We start from the raw sequence: 18,404 nt of genomic DNA on the forward strand, positions 1-18,404 counted from the left end.
CCGCACACTCATGCGGCCCCAATGAATTTCGTCATGAAATTTTCATACCCTGAGGGCCGGAGCCCCTTCGGATGTGAAGACTCTGCCCGAAAATGCGGGATCTGTCATGTCCCCAAGATTTGGGACACGGTCAGGAGAGGTCGAGCAGGCCGCGCCGGATTGCCTCGCTGACGGCCGCGGGCAGGTTGCGGACGTGGAGTTTGTCGAAGCAGCGTTTGATGTATTCCGTCACCGAGTGCTGGCTGAGGCCGAGCTGGTCGGCGACTTCCTGGCGGGTCAGGCCCTTGGCGGAGAGTTGGAGCACCTCGGCCTCACGGGTGGAAAGGGTTTCTCCTCCTTGGATCGGGCTCAGCTGGCGGAAGGTCTGGAGAATCATCCCGGCGATCTTCGGATCGAGCGGCGTGCCGCCGGCCAAGACTTCCTCCAGGGTGGCGATCAGCCGGGTGGCGCTGCCGGCCTTCACCAGATAGCCGTGCGCGCCGGCCTCGAGCGCGGAGAAGACCTTGGCCTTGTCGGTGAAGGCGGTGAGCACTAGCACCTGCACCTTCGGCAAGAGCTCGCGGACCTTCTTGATCCCTTCCACGCCGCTCATGCCGGGCAGGCCGAGGTCGGAAAGCACCAGATCCGCTTCCAGGCCGCCGCGGATCGCCTCGATCGCGTCCTCCATGTTCGAGAATCCGCCGACGCAGTCGTAGCCGCGCTCGGTAAGCACCATCGACACGGATTCACGGAAGTCGGCGTGGTCCTCGATGAGGATCAGGCGGATCGGCTTGGAATCGGCGGTCTTGCTGGCGGCCACGGCCTCATTGAACGCGCGTGATCAGCCGGGCGCAATGCCGGGCTTCGCCTCGGCGGCAGGCTTTTTCGTCCGCTTCGCCATCAACGGAATCCCCAGCTCCAGGCGAGTGCCCTCCCCCGGCTTGCTCTCGACCTTGAAATCCGCACCCAAGGCCTCCACCCGCTGCCTCAGGGCACGCAAGGTCGAGGGCCGCTCCATCTTCTCGGGAGGAATCCCACAGCCATCATCCGCAACCGTGAGACGAAAGCATGAAGGATCGCACTCCACCCGGATCTGCGCCTTCTTCGCCCCGGAGTGGCGCAGCAGGTTGTGAAGCGCCTCGCGGAAGAACAGGAACAGGTGGCGGTTTGACTCGTCGGACATCTCGCACTGCCAGGCTGGCTCATTCGCGGTGAATTCCCACTCCAGCGGCTCCAGCATGATCGAGCTCGTCTCACGCAGGTGCTCCACGGTGCCAATGCGATGGTCGCCCTGCGGCCGCAGCAGCCAGACGATGTCTCGAACCGCGCTGACGGTCTCCGCGGCGATGCGCTGGATGCGTTTCAGCTCTCTGGTCGGCCCGGTGGCGCCGGCATGCCCCTCGGCCAAATCGGCAAGCATCTGGATGCTGCCAAGATTGCTGCCCACTTCATCGTGAAGGTCGCCGGCAATGCGCTCGCGAACCCGCGATAGCTCGCGCTTCTCCCTCATCCGGTAGCGGATCGGCAAATACACCAGAACAAAGGCCCCGCAGGCGGCCAGCGCCGTGACCCCCCACAGGCCGCCGCGCCGCCATCCCGCTATAATTGCCTCCGACTCCCGCTGGAGCTGATACTCCCGCATTTCCAGCCCAAGCCGCCGGTCCAGCGCCAATAGCCATTCGCGCTGGGAAACCAGCTTCCCATCCGGGCCGAAGCCATCGCTCAGGCTCGATGCGATCCAGTACTGGACCCCCGAACCCACCACCGCACCCATGCTACCGGAGGAACGCACCGCCGCCCCCAGACCGACATTCTTCTCACCCTCCAGCACCTCCACCTCGCTGAATGCGAGGAAGGCCGGATAGTTCTCATAGGCTTTCCACAGTTCCGTCGCCTCGATCTTCACACTGCGTCCGTGACACTTGCCCAGCTGGACCAAGACCGGATTGTGCCCCGGATTCGCCATCTCCACGGATTTGCGGACGGGCTCCCCGCCAGCCTGCGGGATCGAAATGTTGAACCGGCGGGGAAAGCCGAAGCCGCTCGGCAAGTCCGAGGTCGGACGCTTGGCGGGAAACAAGCGGATGGCATCGAACTCACGCTCCTCGCCCAAGTCCAATTCCACCCAGACGGGATCGGTCGCCTTCGGTTTATCGGTCATCCAGCCGACGTTCATGTGCTGTGCCGCCGGCTCCTCCGGCAAACCGAGGGGAGTCATGCCATCCACCAGAAACGAATTTGCCCACTGCCAAGGGGCTGTGGCGGGAGCATCTCCGGAAGAAGTCACCGTGGATCCCAGGGCAAGATTGCGCTCACCCGAAAAAGCAAAGGCCTCCGACCAGGCGTGGACATAGCTGGCGGAGTCTGCGTCCAGCCGCAGCTTCGTCGCCGAAATCCTCACTCCCGCGGCCTCCAGCGGCGGATCCACTGGAAACACGAAGGGATGGCCCGAGCGCACCGGATCCGCCCACAGGCCGCTCTTTTCGCCGATCTTGCGGAGAACTTTCCCGTCCTGGCCCAGCAGCTCCACCGAAAAGCGATCCGGCAGCCCGAACTGGGCTTCCAGCCCATCCACGCCATAGCGGCGGGCAGGTACCAAAACGACCAGATCGATATTTCCCGGGACGGGAAAGCGGAGATCCACCAGGCAGTCCTTCTGGTAGTCCGGCTCTTTTCCGATATAAAAGCTGGCAAGGCCGCCGGTTCCTCCTTGATCGGCCACCGGGACATTCGGGAATTCCGGCAGGGACTTCCGGATGGAGTCCTGTTCATTCTCCAGCGCCGTCAGCCGCCCGGAGAACCGATGGGCAAACTCATATTCCCAACCCCGATTTTCAGGCACCGCCGCATGGAGTGGCAGTTGGCAAAGAACCGATAGGGCGACTTGGCGAATCATCAGATCCTCAAAGGAAGCAACGCAACGGGGATGAACTCAAGCCAGCAAACCAACCCGGAAGGATCTGCCTCCCTTCACCCCTGTTCGTCCGACGTCGGTCTCCCTCCCCCAAGGAAAGGAGCCGGACCAATGGCAATGAAATGGGCGGGATGTGCTCACATCCCGCCCACAAGATGACATGCCGTGTTCTATTCGAAGAGCAGAGGCATTCCCGGCATCAGAGGCCGGAATCAAGCTTGAGGGCCGTAGGGCTCGACGGGATGACAACGGCACCGGTGGTGTACTTCATCGTGTCAGAGGTCGGGGTGCTGAAATCGTCCGAAAGGACGCCGGGATCTCCCGGGAAGGGACCATATATCGGGTAGTAGGTCTTGAAGACGGACAGGGGACCTGGCTGATAGATGGTGACACTGTCGGAAAACGCTGCCAGCCTTTCGAAGCCGGTGTTGCTGAGATTCACGGAATCGCCAACCAGCGGGTTCACCGGGCCGACAATGTTGACGACACCGCCGACGAGCTGGACGAAGGTGTCCGGAGCCTTCACTTCACCGGTAATGGTGAGGCGAACGTTCGCAGCCAAGCCAAGCACGAAGCCGGTGCCCGGAGGCACAGGGCGATCGCTGCCATCGGCGGTGGCAAAATCGGAAGACCAGCCGGTGCCACCATCACCCCCGTAGTAGTAGGTCTGGAAGGTGCCGTTGGCGTAGAAGGTGGCGCTGTCGCTGAAGGCATTCAGCGAAGCTTCAGCGCTGGAGAGAAAGCTCTTCAGCGTGACGTGCGGGCGAATGGTGATGGTCTCGGTGCCGGTGAGACCCAAGCCAGAGATATTGAAGCCAAGGGTGACCACGTTGGTGGTGTTCGAGACGATGTCGAGCACCACGCCAGCGTTCGGGCCGGAGGTGATTTCCGCGTAGAACTTCTTGTAAACGGCACCTTGGTTGTAGGCGTTCGCGGTCAGCGAATTGGCAGCCACCGTCAGGGTCGCGCCGCTCGCTGCAGTCAAAGCACCTGAAAACGCGGCCGGGTTGACGAAGCTAGGAATGCAAATATTGCCGCCGCCTATGCCGTCATAGGCATAGTAACCAACCGGAGTGGTGGTCGCGGCATTGGCCACACCAAAAGCGAAGAGCGCTCCGAGAAGCGTCGTAGGAATGAGGGGTTTCATGACGGTTTTATGTTAAGTCCGGCCTTCACTAGCATAACACATCTTGCGCCGCCAAGCTCTCGCTTCTTACTTTTTTGGACGCCCTGTGCCCTCGGAGCTCACCCGCTCCTTGACTCTACTTTTACCGCTCCTCTCCCCCATCCGGCCCTGTTCCCCATCCGGTCTGGTCTCGACTGGAGCCTGAGCTTCCAGGCATCGCCAACCGGGCAAAAAAAAATGGGCGGGATGCGAAAGCATCCCGCCCACAAGATTGACTATCTCCGTGCCGAGTATTAGCGGCGGCGGCGGATCAGACCGAACACGCCGAGAGCACCCAGAAGGGCGATCGAAGGCTCAGGAACGAGCTGGAAGCCGGAGTTGGTGCCGCTGACGTTCGTCAGGGTCGAAGTTCCCTTAAGGTCTTCGATCATGTTGGCCGGGTTCATGGTAACCGCGCCCAAGGAAGGAACGGTCGGGCCTTGGAAGATACCGAAACCGCCGGCGCTTTCGAGGAAGAGGTAGGTATTGTTACCGACCGCACCCATTTCGGTAGCAGCGCTGCTGGTGAAGGCACCGGCCGTGAAGGCAACCGGACCACGAACTGCGCCAGGATCGGCGCCGATCAGGGCTTCGAAGGCAGCACGCGTGGTGATGCCAGCGACCTGAGCGACGGTAAGATCGACAGCGGTCGAGTAGAAGTAGGCATTACCACTCAGAAGAGTGGCGGAGGTGCCAGCGGTGACCAGACCGACCGAGGTGTTTGCGATACCGGTAAGGGTAACGCTCACAGCATTGGCAGCACCGATGGTGGCTGCGGTCGCCATAAGGGCAGCAATAAACTTTGCTCTCATTGCTTTGATTTAATTAGTAGTGTTTTTATTCGGAGAGGGGAGACCCAGACCAAGGATTAGAGGCCGGAATCGATCTTGAGGGCCGTAGGACCCGACGGAATGACGACGGCACCGGTGGTGTACTTGATCGTGTCGGTGGTCGGAGTGGCGAAGTCGGAGGAGACAGTGCCATCACCCAGCGGGTAGTAGGTCACGAAGACGGACAACGGGCCCGGCTGGTAAACGGTGATGGAGTCAGAGAATGCTGCCAGCGAACCGAAGCCGGTGTTGCTGAGGTTCACGGCATCGCCAACCAGCGGGTTGACAGGGCCGACGATGTTGACAACGCCGGAGACGAGCTGGACGACGGTGTCCGGAGCCTTCACTTCACCAGTGATGGTGAGGCCGACGTTGGAGCCGAGGCCGAGCACGAAGCCGGTGCCAGGAGCGACCGGACGGGCACCGCCATCATCGGTGGCGAAGTCGGAAGACCAGCCGGTGCCGCCGTCGCCACCGTAGTAGTAGGTCTGGAAGGTGCCGTTGGCGTAGAAGGTGGCGCTATCGCTGAACGCACCCAGCGAAGCTTCGGCGCTGGCGAGCGAGCTCTTCAGCGTGACGTGCGGGCGAACCGTGATCGTCTCGGTGCCGGAGAGGCCCAAGGAAGCGACCGAGCTGGCGAGGGTGATCACGTTGGTGGTGTTCGAGACGATGTCGAGCACAACGCCGGCGTTCGGGCCGGAGGTGATTTCCGCGTAGAACTTCTTGTAAACGGCACCTTGGTTGTAGGCGTTCGCGGTAAGCGAGTTGGCAGCCACCGTCAGGGTGGTGCCGCTCGCTGCGGTCAGAGCACCCGCGAAGGCCGGGGCATTGACGAAGCCAGGAACGAAGAGGTTACCGCCGGCCTTGCCGTCGAAAGAGTAGTAACCGACCGGAGTGGTGGTCGCGGCATTGGCCACGCCTAATGCGAGAAGCGCCCCGAAAAGCGCGGTAGGGATGATTGGTTTCATGACGAGTCTGGGTTTAGGTCTGGATTTTATGTCCGTCGAGGAAAAAAGCGCAGGGGAAACGTGACGCCTTCGTCATGAGACGGGGTTGCCCAGCGAAATTCTCTTCATTAAACGCATTGAGCGTGATTCCAGCCGAATAGGCAAGGAAGTTTTATACCTGCAAATTCTTCGTTTATAATCAGAGACTTGCGCGAAATTCAGAAGCCCTCTTTTGGGCCGGAATTTCGCATTTGGCCCACAAATTGCGCGCGTGAAGAGACACGCGGTCGGCAGCGATAAAAAAATTTCGGCCAAAATCGGCGATATGACAATAAATGTCGATTTATCGCAAAAAAAGTGAGCTCAGAAATTTCCCGTTGTCCCGCTTTTGAGGGACAACGGGGTTTCGTTCCGAGGCTGGCGCGCCTAGCGAAGCTGAGGCGTCGCAGGTTGGCGTGAACCTCACCAAACGGTGACCGCGCGGAAGTGATCCAAACGTGTTTGGAGACCAGCGGCATCGAGCGCTTCCAGACCGCGGGTCGAGAAGGATTCGCAGGTGAAGGAGGCCACCACCGAGCCGTAAACCACGGCCTGGCGCAGGGTCGCAAAGTCGGGCTTCGTGGAGCCTTTAGCGGCCAGGTATCCTGCCAGGCCCCCGAGGAAACAGTCACCGGCACCGGTCGGATCGACGAGTTCCTGGATCGGGTAGGCGTGGCTACGGAAGAACTGCTCCTCACCGCCCTCGGCCGAGAACAGCATGGCGCCGTACTCACCGAGCTTGATGACGACGTGGCGCGGACCCTTGGCAAGAAGCTGGCGGCCAGCTTGGAGGAGATTGGAGGTGCGGGTGAATTCCCGGGCCTCGCTGTCGTTGATGACGAAGAGGTCGAGCTGCTTGAGCACGTCGTGGAGGCGCTCGTTGGCGATCTCGATCCACAGGTCCATGGTATCGGCGATCACGAAGCGGTCGGCTCCTTGGCACTGGGCCAGCATCTGGAGCTGGTTGTCCGGTGACATATTCGCGAGCACGACGAAAGCCGAGGAAGCGGCGCTGGCGGGCACCTTGACCTCCCAGCTCTCCAGCACATTGAGGCCGACGCGGTGGGTCGTGCGCTCGTTCATGTTGTTGAAGTACTCGCCGGACCACGTGAACGAGTCACCGGTCGAGCGCTCGACGCCATCGAGGGAAATGCCGCGGCCTTCCAGCATCGCAAGGTGCGGAGCCGGGAAGTCCTTGCCGACGATGCCGACGAGATTCACCGGCACGCCGGAGAAAGAGGCAGCGAGCGCAGCATAGGCGGCCGAGCCCCCCAGAAGATTGGTTTCGTCAGCGAAGGGCGTCTTGACGTTGTCGATGGCGATGGTTCCTCCGACGACAATGGGGAGCGGGTTGGACATGGCGTTAGAGACCAGAGGCGAGAGCCAAGAGACCAGAAAAAACACCCGTGAACGGTGAAGCTTTTGGCCGGAGCGATCTGGAACTCAGTCGCCGGAGAGCGCAGACTTCACTTCGCGCACGGCAGCAGTGACGCCAGGAGCGGTCAAAAGGTCGGATACGATCACGACGTTCTTCGCTCCTGCCGAGAGGACTTGCGGGAGGTTGTCGCGCTTGATGCCACCGATGCAGAAGACCGGGATCTGAGAGCCAACTTCGGCCTGGACTGCGATGATATTCTCGATGCCGATGCCCGGACGCCCGGCCTTGGTAGGCGTCGGAAACAGCGGGCCGAAGCCGATGTAGTCGAAGCCCTCAGCCAAGGCGGCCTTCGCTTGCTCCGGCGAGTGCGTGGAGCGGCCCACGATCATCTGTTCGCCCACGATCGCGCGCACTCCCGCGAGCGACCCATCATCTTGGCCGATGTGAACCCCATCGGAGCCGACGCGCACGGCGATCTCCGGATAATCGTTCACGATGAACGGAACGCCTGCTTCACGGCACAGTGGCAGGATCATGCGAGAGAGATCCTCGATGTCCTGCTCGGCGTGACCTTTCGCGCGCAGCTGAAGCAGGTCGGCACCGCCGGCAAGCAAGGCCTTGGCTGCGGTCACGGCGTTCTCCGGCTTCACGTAGCCGAGATCGACGATGGCGTAGAGCTGGCCGGTGAGCTTCATCAGCGCGGGTCAACCCTTGCGCTCTTCCAGATAACGCGCGACCCAGCCGATGTCGTAGGTGCCGGCGGCGAAGTCCGGATGGGCGATGATCTCCTTCTGGAACGGAATCGTCGTCTTGATGCCGCGAATCATGAACTCGCCGAGCGCGCGCTTCATGCGGGCGATGGCGATTTCACGGGTGGCACCGGTGACGATGAGCTTGGCGATCATCGAGTCGTAGTTCGGCGGGACCGAGTAGCCGGAGTAGACGTGGGTATCGACGCGGACACCCTTGCCGCCCGGAGCATACCACATGTCGATCTTGCCCGGGCTAGGGCAGAAGTTGTTGAAGGGATCCTCGGCGTTGATGCGGCATTCGATCGAGTGACCACGCGGCGCGGCATTGAGGACGTGGCCGGAGAGCGGCTCGCCGGCGGCGATGCGGATCTGTTCCTTGATGAGCTCGCAGCCCATCACCTCTTCCGTCACGGGATGCTCCACCTGGATGCGGGTGTTCATCTCCATGAAGTAGAAGTTCTCACCCTTCTCATCCACGAGGTACTCGATGGTGCCCGCGTTCTCGTAGCCGATGTTCTTGATCAGGTTCACCGAGGCTTCCGCCATGCGGGCGCGGAGCTCGGGGCCAAGCAGCGGCGACGGGCACTCCTCGATGATCTTCTGGTTGCGGCGCTGCATGGAGCAGTCGCGCTCACCGAGCTGGATGAAGTTTCCGTGGCGGTCGGCGATGACCTGGAATTCGACGTGGTGCGGATTCAGCACCAGCTTTTCGAGGTAGCACTCGCCATTGCCGAAGGCAGCGAGCGCTTCACCGGAAGCGGCGCGGAACTGCGCTTCGAACTCTTCTTCCTTGAAGCAGGGACGCATGCCGCGGCCACCACCGCCGGCGGTGGCCTTGATCATCACGGGGAAGCCGATGCGCTTGGCCTCGGCGAGGCCCTCTTTCGCATCGGAAAGAATCTCAGAACCAGGAGTGACTGGCACGCCATTCGCCAATGCGGTAGCGCGGGCGGTGGCCTTGTCACCCATGGTCGAGATGACCTTCGCGGACGGCCCGATGAACTGGAGATTGCAGCTTTCGCAGATCTCGGCGAAGCGGGCGTTCTCGGACAGGAAACCGTAGCCCGGGTGAATCGCCTCTGCCTCGGTGATCTCGGCGGCGGCGATGATGCGGTCGGGCTTCAGGTAGCTCTCCTTGCTCGGAGCGGGTCCGATGCAGACCGCCTCATCGGCGAGTTGGACGTGCATCGAATCGACATCGGCCTCGGAATAGACGGCCACGGATTCGACGCCGAGTTCGCGACAGGCGCGGATGATGCGGAGGGCGATTTCACCGCGGTTGGCGACCAGGACGCGCTTGAACATGGAAGAAGTTTGCAGTGTTTAGTTTTCAGTTTTCAGAGCGAAAACCGAGGAACTCACTTGATGCGGAAAAGGGCGTCGCCGAACTGCACCGGCGTGGCGTCGTTCACGAGGATCGCGGTGATGGTCCCGGACTTCTCGGCCTTGATCTCGTTCATCACCTTCATCGCTTCGATGATGCACAGGGTCTGGCCTTCGCTGACTGCGTCCCCGACATTGACGAAGTCCGGCGAATCCGGACCGGGCTTGCGGTAGAAGGTGCCGACCATCGGCGAGGTGATCGCGGTGCCTTCCTCCTTCGGCGCGGCGGCCGGGGTGGCAGCGGCGGCTGCCGGAGCGGCGGCGGGCGCAGGAGCATAGGCCGGGGCGGCGGCAGGCAGGCTGCCAAGGAGTCCGCGCAGGGATTCGACGTCCTGGCCCTTGCGGAGCTTCAGTTGGAAGCCTTCTTTCGACATGTCGAAGAGGGTGAGCCCGTGCTCGTTCATGAGCTCGACGATCTTGCGGATTTCCTTGAGGTCCACGGCGGTGAGAAAGCGGTTAGGTGGTGGTACCCGGGCGGCATTAGTGCCAGCGCCACGGTTGCGGAGGCTAGGGAACGGTGTGAAAGAGCGTCAAGCGGGAACCCGGAGCGCCGAAGTGCCAGTAAGAAGTTCCGCGTGGCAAGAAAACCTTGAAAGACTTGGGCCTACGGGCTGGAAACGCGGCGCGATGGAAGCACAGCGCCCCGCCCGCATCCCCGAGCCACAGGAATTCGTGCCCGCCGATTATTTCCGGCGGCTGGAGAAGCACGAGCTCGTCCGGGAGGGCCGGCCACTCGAAATCGACCTCGGCTGCGGCGACGGGAAGTTCCTGTGGGAAATGGCCGGCCACTATCCGGAGCGGGATTTCCTCGGCGTGGAGCGCCTGCTGGGCCGCGTCCGGAAGGTGTGCAAGCGCATCGGCAAGCTCGGCCTGACCAATGCCCGGGTGCTGCGCCTCGAAAGCCGCTACACCGCCGAGTGGCTGCTGCCGCGCGAATCGGTCTCCCGCCTGCACCTGCTTTGCCCGGACCCGTGGCCGAAGCTGCGCCACCACCGGCGGCGGCTGATTCAGGAGGAGTTCCTTCAGGCGATCTGGGACCTGCTCGAGCCCGGCGGGGAGTTTCTCTTCAAGACCGACCACCCGGAGTATTTCGAGTGGGCCGAGGAAAAGGTCGCCGCCTTCGGGAAGTTCGAGCGGCTCGAGTGGCCGGAGGATGAATTTTTCTACCCGAAGACCGACTTCCAGCTCCTCTGGGAAAGCGAAGGCAAGACCCTCCAGCGGCTGCGGCTGCGGAAATCACCGGCGTAGCCTGAGCTCCGAGCCGTCCAGATATCCGCGGATCACCAGCGAGCCGTCTTTCTCGACTGCCAAGGTCACGGCTCCGGTCCGTCCCTGATGGAAGACCTTCGTCCCGCGCTTCTCACAGGCCGCGGCCCAATTCTCGGGAATCCGTTCCTCCTTCGGAAAGTCCGCGTGACTGGCGATAATCGCCTTCGGCTGCACCGCCGCGAGGAAGTCGTCCCCTAGCGAGACATCCTGCACGTGCCGCCCCGCGACAATCACGTCCGCCTGCAAATCCCCGCCGGCTTCCAGCATCTTCCGCTCGGCCCCGAGGCCGGCATCGCTGGTGAAAAGGACGCGCCAGCCGTGCCAGTGGAGCCGCGTGACCATCACCCGCTCATCGGCCACGGCATTCTGGTTACGAGCATCCGGCTCATGGAGGACTTCGAGCCAGGCTTCGGGAGAAATTGGAAACTTCTCACCGAGCAGGCCCCGGTGCGTGCTGATCCCCCGCTGCTGCGAGACCGCCTTGATATCCCGGAAGAATTTGCTCCGGGCCTTCTCCACCGGCAGCAGGATCTGCCGCACCGGCAACATATCGAGCGCCTCCATCGTGCCGCCGATGTGGTCGCCATCAGGATGGCTAAGCACGATATTCTGCGGGCTCAGGGCCAGATAGCGAAGCGATGGCAGCACCGTCCGCCGGAATCCTGCCGCATGCGCGGTGTCAAAGAGCACCGATGAACCGTCGGAATAAAGGCACGCCGCTCCACTTCCGTGACCGGCATCGTAGGCGATCAGGAAGTTGTCCCCCAGCTGGCCACGCGAAAAGGTCATGTTTCCGCCGGGGACCGCGGCGAAGCCCGTGGCAACATTGGTGCACCACCCCGCCACATGGCCGTTCCAGCGGTTCACTTGCTGCTGGGCGGCCGGAAAGGGTGCCAGCGCGGTCGCGGCCAAGGCGAGGATCATCAGCAACAGCACCGGGAGTCCCATCAGCGGACTCGCCAGGATGGAGACCCACGAGACGAATCCGAAGTGCCACAGCGTCAATGGCAGCGAGCCGAAGCTGGCCGCCGAGGACGCGCCCAGCGCGGAAGCTGTCTGCTGGCGAAACCACAGCCACCCGTTCCTCCACAAACCATAGAGCTGCCGCGGCAGATAGAGTTCCCGGGTCTCCAGAAACGCAAACGGCCGCCGCATCGTGGCCGCAAAGATTCCGATCGCCCCCACCACTCCAAAGGAAAGCTGCGAGCCGACTTGGAAAAGCTGATGCCCATCCACCAGCAACCCGGCCAACATCGCAAAGCCAAGCGCATTGAGCAGGTCCGGCCGCTGCCGCAGCACGAAGGCGCTGAGCACCATCCCCGCCATGATCAGGGCCCGGATGGACGGAGGCTTGAAGCCGGTGATCCACACATAGCCAATCATGGCCGCCACGATCACGAAGATCGCCGCCCGGCGCGGCACCCAGCACCACCGCAGCACCCACCAGACGATCAGGCCGACCATCGCCACGTGCATGCCGCTGACGGAAAAGGCGTGGAGCGTGCCGCTCTGGCGGTAGGCCTCGATCAGCATGTCCTCATCCTCCGGCATTTCCCCGAGCACCATGGCCCGGATCACCGCCGCCTCCTGAGCCGCCGGGTCCAAACCGGCCGTCACCGCATTGCGGAACCAGGCACGCGCCTTGGCGGCCGCCTGATCGATCGCCGGGGGCTCCTTCAGCAGCTTCGCCAGCCCTGTCGCCTGGAAGGTGCCCCACGCGCCCTGCCGGTAGAGCCAGTTGGCGAAGTCGAATTCGCCGGGATTCCTCTTCTCCCGAAACGGCAGAAAGCGGCCCTTCACCTCAATCCTGGCACCCTTCCCCGGTGGCGCTCCGTTTCCTCGCAACGAAACCTTCCCGCCCGGCCCGCCGCTTTCGATCTGAGCCAGCGCGGACCACCCGCCGCCGGTTGCCTGCGGCTCGGAAAGCAACCGCGCCGTCACGGTGGCGAGGATGCTTCCCTGCTCCTCCACCGATCGCTGCGCCGCCCGTTGGGGTGCCAGCCGGTAGAGATGGAGACCGGCAGCCAGCGCGGCGAGAACCACCGCCGCTACCGTGATATCGGACCGCCGGACCGGCAGAATCCCTCCTAAAGCGAGCAGGCCGATGCCCAATCCCGCTGCCACGTAGCCGTCCGCTGCCGCCACCGCCGCGACTGCGAGCAAGGCAGCCCACAGCAACGGGTGGAGCTCCACCCAACGGCGGAGCGCGGCACGCATGGCATCAGGCGAGGCCCCACTCGTGGAGCTTGTGGCGGGCGTTGGCCGAGTGGCGCGTTTCCGGGAACTGCTCCATCACCTGCTGCATGGTGGTCGCAGCCGAAGCCCGGTCGCCGAGATTCTCGTCGTAGATTCCCGCGAGGCGGAACATGAGGTAGGCGGCGTCGTTTTCCTGCCACTCCTGGCCCTCGATGGCTTGGCGCAGCGTCTGGACTGCGGCCTGCGGGTCCTCCAGCTGCTCGAGCTGGATCTTGGCGATTTCGACGTAGGGCAGGCGGTTGAGCGGATCGATCGCTGCCGCTTGGCGGAAGGCTTCGATGGCGCCTTCCCAATCGCCCTGGGCGACCTTCGAACGGGCGTCGTGCATCGGGTCCTTGTCGACCTCCTCGCCGCTGTCGTAGACGGCGTGGGTGACGCGGTGGGCCAGCATCGGCAGGATGTGGATGACGAAAACGATGCCGATCAGGCCGGCGGTCAGGAAGGTGAGCAGCAGGCCATTCACGAAGCGGCTGCTTGCGGCGTTCTCGACCTTCGAATTGAGGTCCTTGATCACTTGCTCGTCTTCCTCGCCATCGTTCTTCACCTGCTCATAATTCTTCTGAGCATCCGCCACATCTTTTCCAGCCTTCACGAAATTCCCCCAGCAGAATAAGCTGACAAGCACCAGAACGGCATACACACCCCACTTCATATGTCGTGAGACTAAGAAACCGCCCGCACCCGCCGGGAAGTCAAAAATCCGCCTCTTTTACAGGCGGCGCGCGGCCCGGCCCTCGTCGATGAGCTTCCAGAAGTGCTTCGACTTCGCCAATTCCTCGTCCTCGCCGATCGGAATCTTCGAGCGGAAGGCGAAATCCGAGAAGGTCCCCTTGTGCAGCACGCGGTGGACGATGACCTGGCGGTCCTTCACCTCGAAATAGAAGCGCCAGTCCTTGGCGCGGAAGCGGTAGAGCGTCTTGCCGTCGCGCTCGATCTTGCCGAAACGGTCGCCATCGAGGTTCTCCAGATCCTTTTCCGTCACCTTGAATTCGTCGAGCAGGTCAAGCTGCTCGAGCGTATCGAGGCGGGAAATCTCAGCCGCGCTGATTTCGTTGAAGACGATCTGGAACACCGCAGAAAGCTGGAAGGGCGGCCTGCAATTTCAAACACGAATTTCCGTCGTGGCTTTTTCATTCGCATCGGGGTGGGAGCGCGCCAATGCTTTGCGGCGTGAGATTCGGACTCCCCACCCTTTTCGCCGCTGTGGCCTGCCTGCTCGCCGCCTCCTGCGCCGGCCCCGGCACCGCCAACGTCCCTAGCGGCGCCTCGAACAATGGACGCCCTGATTATTGGGGCCACCGGCCCGGCCCGAAGGGCTTCGACACGGTCATCATCGACGCCGGTCACGGCGGCAAGGACAGCGGCGCCGTCTCCGGCACCACCGGCCAAAAGGAAAAAGACCTCGCGCTCGATACCGCCAAGCGCCTCCAGCGCCAGCTCGGCGGCAAGGTGAAGACCCGCCTGATGCGCAGCGATGACACCTTCATCGACCTCGACGTCCGCGCCGCCCGCGCCAGCGGCCAGAGCAATACCATCCTCGTCAGCATTCACTACAACTCCAGCGGTGCCGGCGTCCGCGGACCGGAGACCTACTACTGGCGCGTCGATAGCCACGGCCTGGCCACCCGCTTCCAGCGCGCCCTGACCTCCGTTTCCCCCGCCGAATCCGGCAACCGCGGCATGGTCCGCCGCCGCCTGCGCCTGACCCGCAACCCGGACATCCCGTGCGTGCTCCTTGAAATCGGCTACCTGAGCAATCCCTCCGAAGCCCGCCTCTGCGCCGATCCGGGCTATCGCGACAAGATGGCAGCCGCCATCGCCCGCGCCATCCTCGACCAACAGGCCAACGGCGACGCCGGCACCGGCGCCCTCCCCCGCCCGATCAATGCTCCACCGAGCCGGCCCTCGGACCCGGCGGGATCCTAGCCGCCGCTCCGCTCCAAGAAAAAGCCCCGGGAGTTTCCTCCCGGGGCCATAGGACTTGAGCGATCTCAATCGGAATCCGCGAAGCGCCACTGCTGGTCCAGTGCTCCGGTGAATTGCCAGAGCTGCACCACGCTGCCGTTTCCGAAGGCGTTGTCGTCACCGCTCACCTCCATGCAGCTGCCGGTCGCGCAGTCCGGCGTGAAGCGCAGCCAATTGCCATCGGTGCGGGTGTAGGCCCAGCGCTGGGCGGCATTGCCGGTGCCGAGCCAATCCCACTGCTGGAGCTTGGTGCCATTGGCCGAGCTCGCCGCATTCACATCGAGCGCCTTGGCGGTCGCATTGGTCGGCGTCAGGCGGATGCGGCCGGCATAACCCGCCACGTCGGCCAGCGTGAACAATTGGTTCGAGGTCGCACTCCACTGGTAGAGATTTGTCGCCGCGCCATTGGCCGTGCCACCGCCCGCAATGTCCAGGACCTGGCCCTGAGCGTGGCGGGGAATGAGGCGGTAGCTACCCGCACTCATCCCCACCAGCTCCGGATACCACTGCTGCCAAGTGGCCTCGAAGCTCCCCCACTGGTGCACGTCATTGACGCCACCGGGATCCATGTCGATCACCTTGCCGTCAGTGCCCTTGTGGGTGAAATAAACGTAACCGTCAGGGTTCTGCCCGATGTACCAGCGCTGGGCGTCGCTGGTATTGCCGGTGTATTGCCAGATCTCCGGACCATCGCCCTGGCCGTTGTTGTCCACGTCCATCCACTTGTCCGTGCCCTGGTGGTTGAAGCGATAGCTGCCATCGCTCTCGCGCCACGCGACCCAGTTTTCCGCGGCGGTATTCGTCGCGTTGAATGCGGTGATCGGCACGCCATTCGTGGAGCTGTTGCCGGCGATGCCGAGGTACTTGTTGTTGTTGCGGCTCTTGAAGCGATAGACGCCACCACTCACCAGCGGACGGTAGTTGCCATTGCTCTTCGGACCGAAGGTGATCTGAACGTCGGCGTAGCGGTTCGGATTGGTGCCGCCCACGGCCACGGTCTTGATCGTCACGTCAGCCGCAGAGTCATACCAGGTCTGGTTCACCGCCAGCGGGGCATTGTCCCGGTTGTCGTCGCCGGGATTGTTCATGTCCAGCAGGTGCGAGTCGGAGAACTTGAACGAGGAGACGGCATAGACCGCCACGCCGTTGTTGAAGTTCGTCTGTGCGACCGGATCGCCATGGATGCCGATCCAGTAGTTGTACTCGTAGTCGCGGCCGATCTTGATCGCCACGGTGCGGTTCAGTGCCGTTGACCCATCGTGCTGATAGACACGATAGGTGCCGTTGCGGGTGACCGTCTGGACCGCGCTGTCCGGAAGCCAGCTGCAGATGTTCTTATAGTAGGGATTGAAGCTGTTGTACTGATTCGCGCCCCAGGCATTGCCCATCGGGTCGGCAGCGTCGCCATACTCGCGGTGCTGCTTGCCGGTGGAGATGGGATTGCCGTCCGTGGTGTACCATGAATTGGCGTGCGGCAGGCGGAAGGTGTGGCCGTATTCGTGCAGCGTTACCTCCACACCGAAGAAGCCGTTGAGGAAGATGTAGCCCGCCCATGCCAGGCCAGCTGCACCGGTGTTGTAGCTCTCATGGGCCACGATGAGCTGCGCGTAGTTCGAGAGCACATAGCCCTGAGCCACTGCGGCATTCTTCGCGTCCGTGATCCAGCGGTTGCAGTCATACGCAGTGCCCAGCGGATTACCCACGTAGTAGGTGCGGGGCTGCGGCAGGGTCATCACCGGCGTGACGTCCGACTGTGAGATCCACGTGTTGTTGTACGAGATGCGGCGCATCCGGGTGTCGAACCCGCCGGAGCCGTAGACCATGTTGTTGAAGTCGGTCGGGCTGCCATTGGCCGGGTAGCCGGTGTCATTCGCCTGCACGCGCATGATCAGGATCTTCTTCCCGCCGAAGGTCATGCTGGTCGGTGGCTTGCCGAGATAACCAGCCGTGCCCGGCGCCGAGCTGTCGCCCAGTGCCTGCGGCTTTGGCATGCATAGCTGGTGCAGGCCAAGATCCGCCAAGGTCTTGCCGGTCGGTTCGTTGGCCTTCTCGCTCGCCACGATGCCGGACTCCACGTTCGCCACGTGATCCGGTTCGCAGGTCTCGTAGTAGTCGTTGCCGAGCTGGAACTGGGTCTTGTTGCCCGGCTTCACGCTGCCGTGACCTGCTGCGGCCACGGTCTTTTGCGAGACTGGGCAGGTCTCGTTGACGATCTCGCCGTCGAGGCTTTCGCCTTCCTCAAGCACCCGCACCGGGCTGTCGAGGACCGCCATCTTGTTGTCGACGACGATGCCGTGCAGCGAGGCATCGCGCACCCACGAGACGTTCTCGCGGTTGCCGTAGCGATGGGCCTCATAGAAGTTATCGCCGATGGCCACGCGGTCGGTCGCGGGAATGGCCTCTCCTCCCGGAACTGCCATGGCGTTCAAGACCGAGAGGTCACCGAAAGCGTCCACCCGCTTCTCTAACAGAGACTGGATGGATTCCGGCAATTGATCGCGCACCGAAAGCGGCACGGCATTCGCCAGGGCACGCCGCGGATCGCTGCTGATCTGGCCTTCCAATGCCACGCGCCGGGCCGTCGCAGCCGCGATGCCATCCGCTTCCAAGGCTCCGCGCGAAGCCGTCGGGCTGGCGAGATAGCGCTCCGTCCATGCAGAGAAGCCCTGCATCGCCGGATCGGGGTCCTTCATCCAGCCGCTCGCGGTCAGCTCGCGCTCCGGCACGACCGATGGCACCGGCGGGCTATCGGCGGACACGGCGGCGAGCGGGATCGCCTGCTTGCCGCGCTCCACTAAGTCAGCGAGGCGCTGCAGTTCCTTCTCCCGGTCGGGCCGCACCGATGCCTTTGAGGAAACAGGGCCGGGAGAACCACCGGCTTCATGCTTGCCCGGGGTCCATAGGACTCCGGCGGTGATCAGGGCGGCAAGCGTTGCCGTTGCTGCTATCCATCGCTTCCGGCGCTGCCCAACGGTCGCTTGGTTCGGGTTCAAACGAGGTTTCATAGGTGTTTTTTGTTGGGTCTGTGCGCGACACGATGAACCGCACCCCCGACGCTCGTCGTCGGGTTGGGTTTGCATGAACTTGCAGAATGCAGATTCACCGAATTCGCATGTCCTGATCCCAGAGGGCAGCAGTGGAATCAGAACTCGCCCCTATCATCTTTATCACAATGTCGGCAAATGCTTTCTGATGCCTATCCGTTAGGAATCGATTTCCTTGGCGGGAATTAATTTTGGGAGTCCGGCATCGTGTCCGAAATTGGGAAACGACACGCTCCTAAGTCTTTTACCTACAACACTGAACAAAAGTCTGAAAACTTTGCAAAGCGCGTCTTACAACTAAACCTGTCGGGGATAGCGCAAATAGCCACGTCTGCAATTTCGTGTCATATTTATTAACTCACTAAACCTCTCCGTGAAGCAATAATTATGCACGCATATTTTACCGGATAATTAGTTCATTGTTTATGGATCTACCTGTCCTTCCATAAACGATGATCCGCGACGAACGTCCACCTCGTGGCA

General features: G+C 62.5%; 15 protein-coding genes. 2 read left to right on the plus strand and 13 right to left on the minus strand.

Annotation, left to right across the window (positions count from 1 at the left end; genetic code table 11):
* Nucleotides 1–130: 130 nt before the first annotated feature.
* The 9 genes from WKV53_RS23515 to accB all read right to left on the minus strand — a co-directional run bounded on the left by WKV53_RS23515 (nt 131) and on the right by accB (nt 9,827).
* Nucleotides 131–799: a response regulator transcription factor gene (locus WKV53_RS23515; RefSeq protein WP_341407270.1), complete on the minus strand. Its 669-nt coding sequence runs from the start codon at nt 797–799 to the stop codon at nt 131–133.
* Nucleotides 800–820: 21 nt separating this feature from the next.
* A complete protein-coding gene (locus WKV53_RS23520) occupies nt 821–2,821 on the minus strand; it encodes a sensor histidine kinase (protein ID WP_341407271.1) in 2,001 nt (666 codons plus the stop codon).
* 271 nt (nt 2,822–3,092) lie between these two features.
* On the minus strand, nt 3,093–4,040 hold the full coding sequence (locus tag WKV53_RS23525) for a hypothetical protein (RefSeq protein ID WP_341407272.1): 948 nt from the start codon (nt 4,038–4,040) through the stop codon (nt 3,093–3,095).
* A 272-nt stretch (nt 4,041–4,312) separates the two neighbouring features.
* On the minus strand, nt 4,313–4,843 hold the full coding sequence (locus WKV53_RS23530; RefSeq protein ID WP_341407273.1) for a PEP-CTERM sorting domain-containing protein: 531 nt from the start codon (nt 4,841–4,843) through the stop codon (nt 4,313–4,315).
* An 83-nt stretch (nt 4,844–4,926) separates the two neighbouring features.
* Nucleotides 4,927–5,856, minus strand: a complete 930-nt coding sequence (locus tag WKV53_RS23535) for a hypothetical protein (protein WP_341407274.1) — start codon at nt 5,854–5,856, stop codon at nt 4,927–4,929.
* Nucleotides 5,857–6,297: 441 nt separating this feature from the next.
* Nucleotides 6,298–7,233 carry a PfkB family carbohydrate kinase gene (locus WKV53_RS23540; protein ID WP_341407275.1) on the minus strand — a complete coding sequence of 312 codons (936 nt, stop codon included), beginning with the start codon at nt 7,231–7,233 and terminating at the stop codon, nt 6,298–6,300.
* 84 nt (nt 7,234–7,317) lie between these two features.
* Nucleotides 7,318–7,947, minus strand: a complete 630-nt coding sequence (thiE, locus tag WKV53_RS23545; RefSeq protein ID WP_341407276.1) for a thiamine phosphate synthase — start codon at nt 7,945–7,947, stop codon at nt 7,318–7,320.
* A gap of 9 nt (nt 7,948–7,956) precedes the next feature.
* A complete protein-coding gene (gene accC / locus WKV53_RS23550) occupies nt 7,957–9,309 on the minus strand; it encodes an acetyl-CoA carboxylase biotin carboxylase subunit (protein WP_341407277.1) in 1,353 nt (450 codons plus the stop codon).
* Between the two features lie 53 nt (nt 9,310–9,362).
* Nucleotides 9,363–9,827 (minus strand): acetyl-CoA carboxylase biotin carboxyl carrier protein, encoded by a 465-nt coding sequence (gene accB / locus WKV53_RS23555; protein WP_341407278.1) that lies wholly within the window; start codon nt 9,825–9,827, stop codon nt 9,363–9,365.
* A gap of 187 nt (nt 9,828–10,014) precedes the next feature.
* Here accB and trmB point away from each other — a divergent pair, with 187 nt between their 5' ends.
* Nucleotides 10,015–10,635, plus strand: a complete 621-nt coding sequence (gene trmB, locus WKV53_RS23560) for a tRNA (guanosine(46)-N7)-methyltransferase TrmB (RefSeq protein ID WP_341407279.1) — start codon at nt 10,015–10,017, stop codon at nt 10,633–10,635.
* Here the strand turns inward: trmB and WKV53_RS23565 are convergent.
* The 3 genes from WKV53_RS23565 to WKV53_RS23575 form a co-directional block, all read right to left on the minus strand.
* Nucleotides 10,624–12,873, minus strand: coding sequence for a ComEC/Rec2 family competence protein (locus tag WKV53_RS23565; RefSeq protein ID WP_341407280.1), 2,250 nt, complete (start codon nt 12,871–12,873; stop codon nt 10,624–10,626). The two genes, trmB and WKV53_RS23565, sit on opposite strands and share 12 nt — an antisense overlap.
* Before the next feature lie 4 nt (nt 12,874–12,877).
* Nucleotides 12,878–13,504 (minus strand): tetratricopeptide repeat protein, encoded by a 627-nt coding sequence (locus WKV53_RS23570; RefSeq protein WP_341407281.1) that lies wholly within the window; start codon nt 13,502–13,504, stop codon nt 12,878–12,880.
* Nucleotides 13,505–13,621: 117 nt separating this feature from the next.
* Nucleotides 13,622–13,984 carry a hypothetical protein gene (locus WKV53_RS23575; protein WP_341407282.1) on the minus strand — a complete coding sequence of 121 codons (363 nt, stop codon included), beginning with the start codon at nt 13,982–13,984 and terminating at the stop codon, nt 13,622–13,624.
* Between the two features lie 98 nt (nt 13,985–14,082).
* Here WKV53_RS23575 and WKV53_RS23580 point away from each other — a divergent pair, with 98 nt between their 5' ends.
* The gene (locus WKV53_RS23580) at nt 14,083–14,838 is read left to right on the plus strand and encodes an N-acetylmuramoyl-L-alanine amidase family protein (RefSeq protein ID WP_341407283.1); all 756 of its coding nucleotides are present in this window, start codon (nt 14,083–14,085) and stop codon (nt 14,836–14,838) included.
* 65 nt (nt 14,839–14,903) lie between these two features.
* On the opposite strand, the gene WKV53_RS23585 is transcribed toward WKV53_RS23580, so the two are convergent.
* Nucleotides 14,904–17,882, minus strand: a complete 2,979-nt coding sequence (locus WKV53_RS23585) for an RICIN domain-containing protein (RefSeq protein ID WP_341407284.1) — start codon at nt 17,880–17,882, stop codon at nt 14,904–14,906.
* Nucleotides 17,883–18,404: the final 522 nt, after the last annotated feature.

This window comes from Luteolibacter sp. Y139 (genome assembly GCF_038066715.1).
GTDB classification, from domain to species: Bacteria; Verrucomicrobiota; Verrucomicrobiia; order Verrucomicrobiales; family Akkermansiaceae; genus Haloferula; species Haloferula soli.

Bases quoted from the DNA above. Each gene is read 5' to 3' on its own strand.
- trmB (WP_341407279.1), top strand. From the start codon at position 10,015: ATGGAAGCACAGCGCCCCGCCCGCATCCCCGAGCCACAGGAATTCGTG.
- WKV53_RS23565 (WP_341407280.1), bottom strand. From the start codon at position 12,873: ATGCGTGCCGCGCTCCGCCGTTGGGTGGAGCTCCACCCGTTGCTGTGG.
- accC (WP_341407277.1), bottom strand. From the start codon at position 9,309: ATGTTCAAGCGCGTCCTGGTCGCCAACCGCGGTGAAATCGCCCTCCGC.
- WKV53_RS23540 (WP_341407275.1), bottom strand. From the start codon at position 7,233: ATGTCCAACCCGCTCCCCATTGTCGTCGGAGGAACCATCGCCATCGAC.
- WKV53_RS23530 (WP_341407273.1), bottom strand. From the start codon at position 4,843: ATGGCGACCGCAGCCACCATCGGTGCTGCCAATGCTGTGAGCGTTACC.
- WKV53_RS23525 (WP_341407272.1), bottom strand. From the start codon at position 4,040: ATGAAACCCCTCATTCCTACGACGCTTCTCGGAGCGCTCTTCGCTTTT.
- WKV53_RS23535 (WP_341407274.1), bottom strand. From the start codon at position 5,856: ATGAAACCAATCATCCCTACCGCGCTTTTCGGGGCGCTTCTCGCATTA.
- thiE (WP_341407276.1), bottom strand. From the start codon at position 7,947: ATGAAGCTCACCGGCCAGCTCTACGCCATCGTCGATCTCGGCTACGTG.
- WKV53_RS23585 (WP_341407284.1), bottom strand. From the start codon at position 17,882: ATGAAACCTCGTTTGAACCCGAACCAAGCGACCGTTGGGCAGCGCCGG.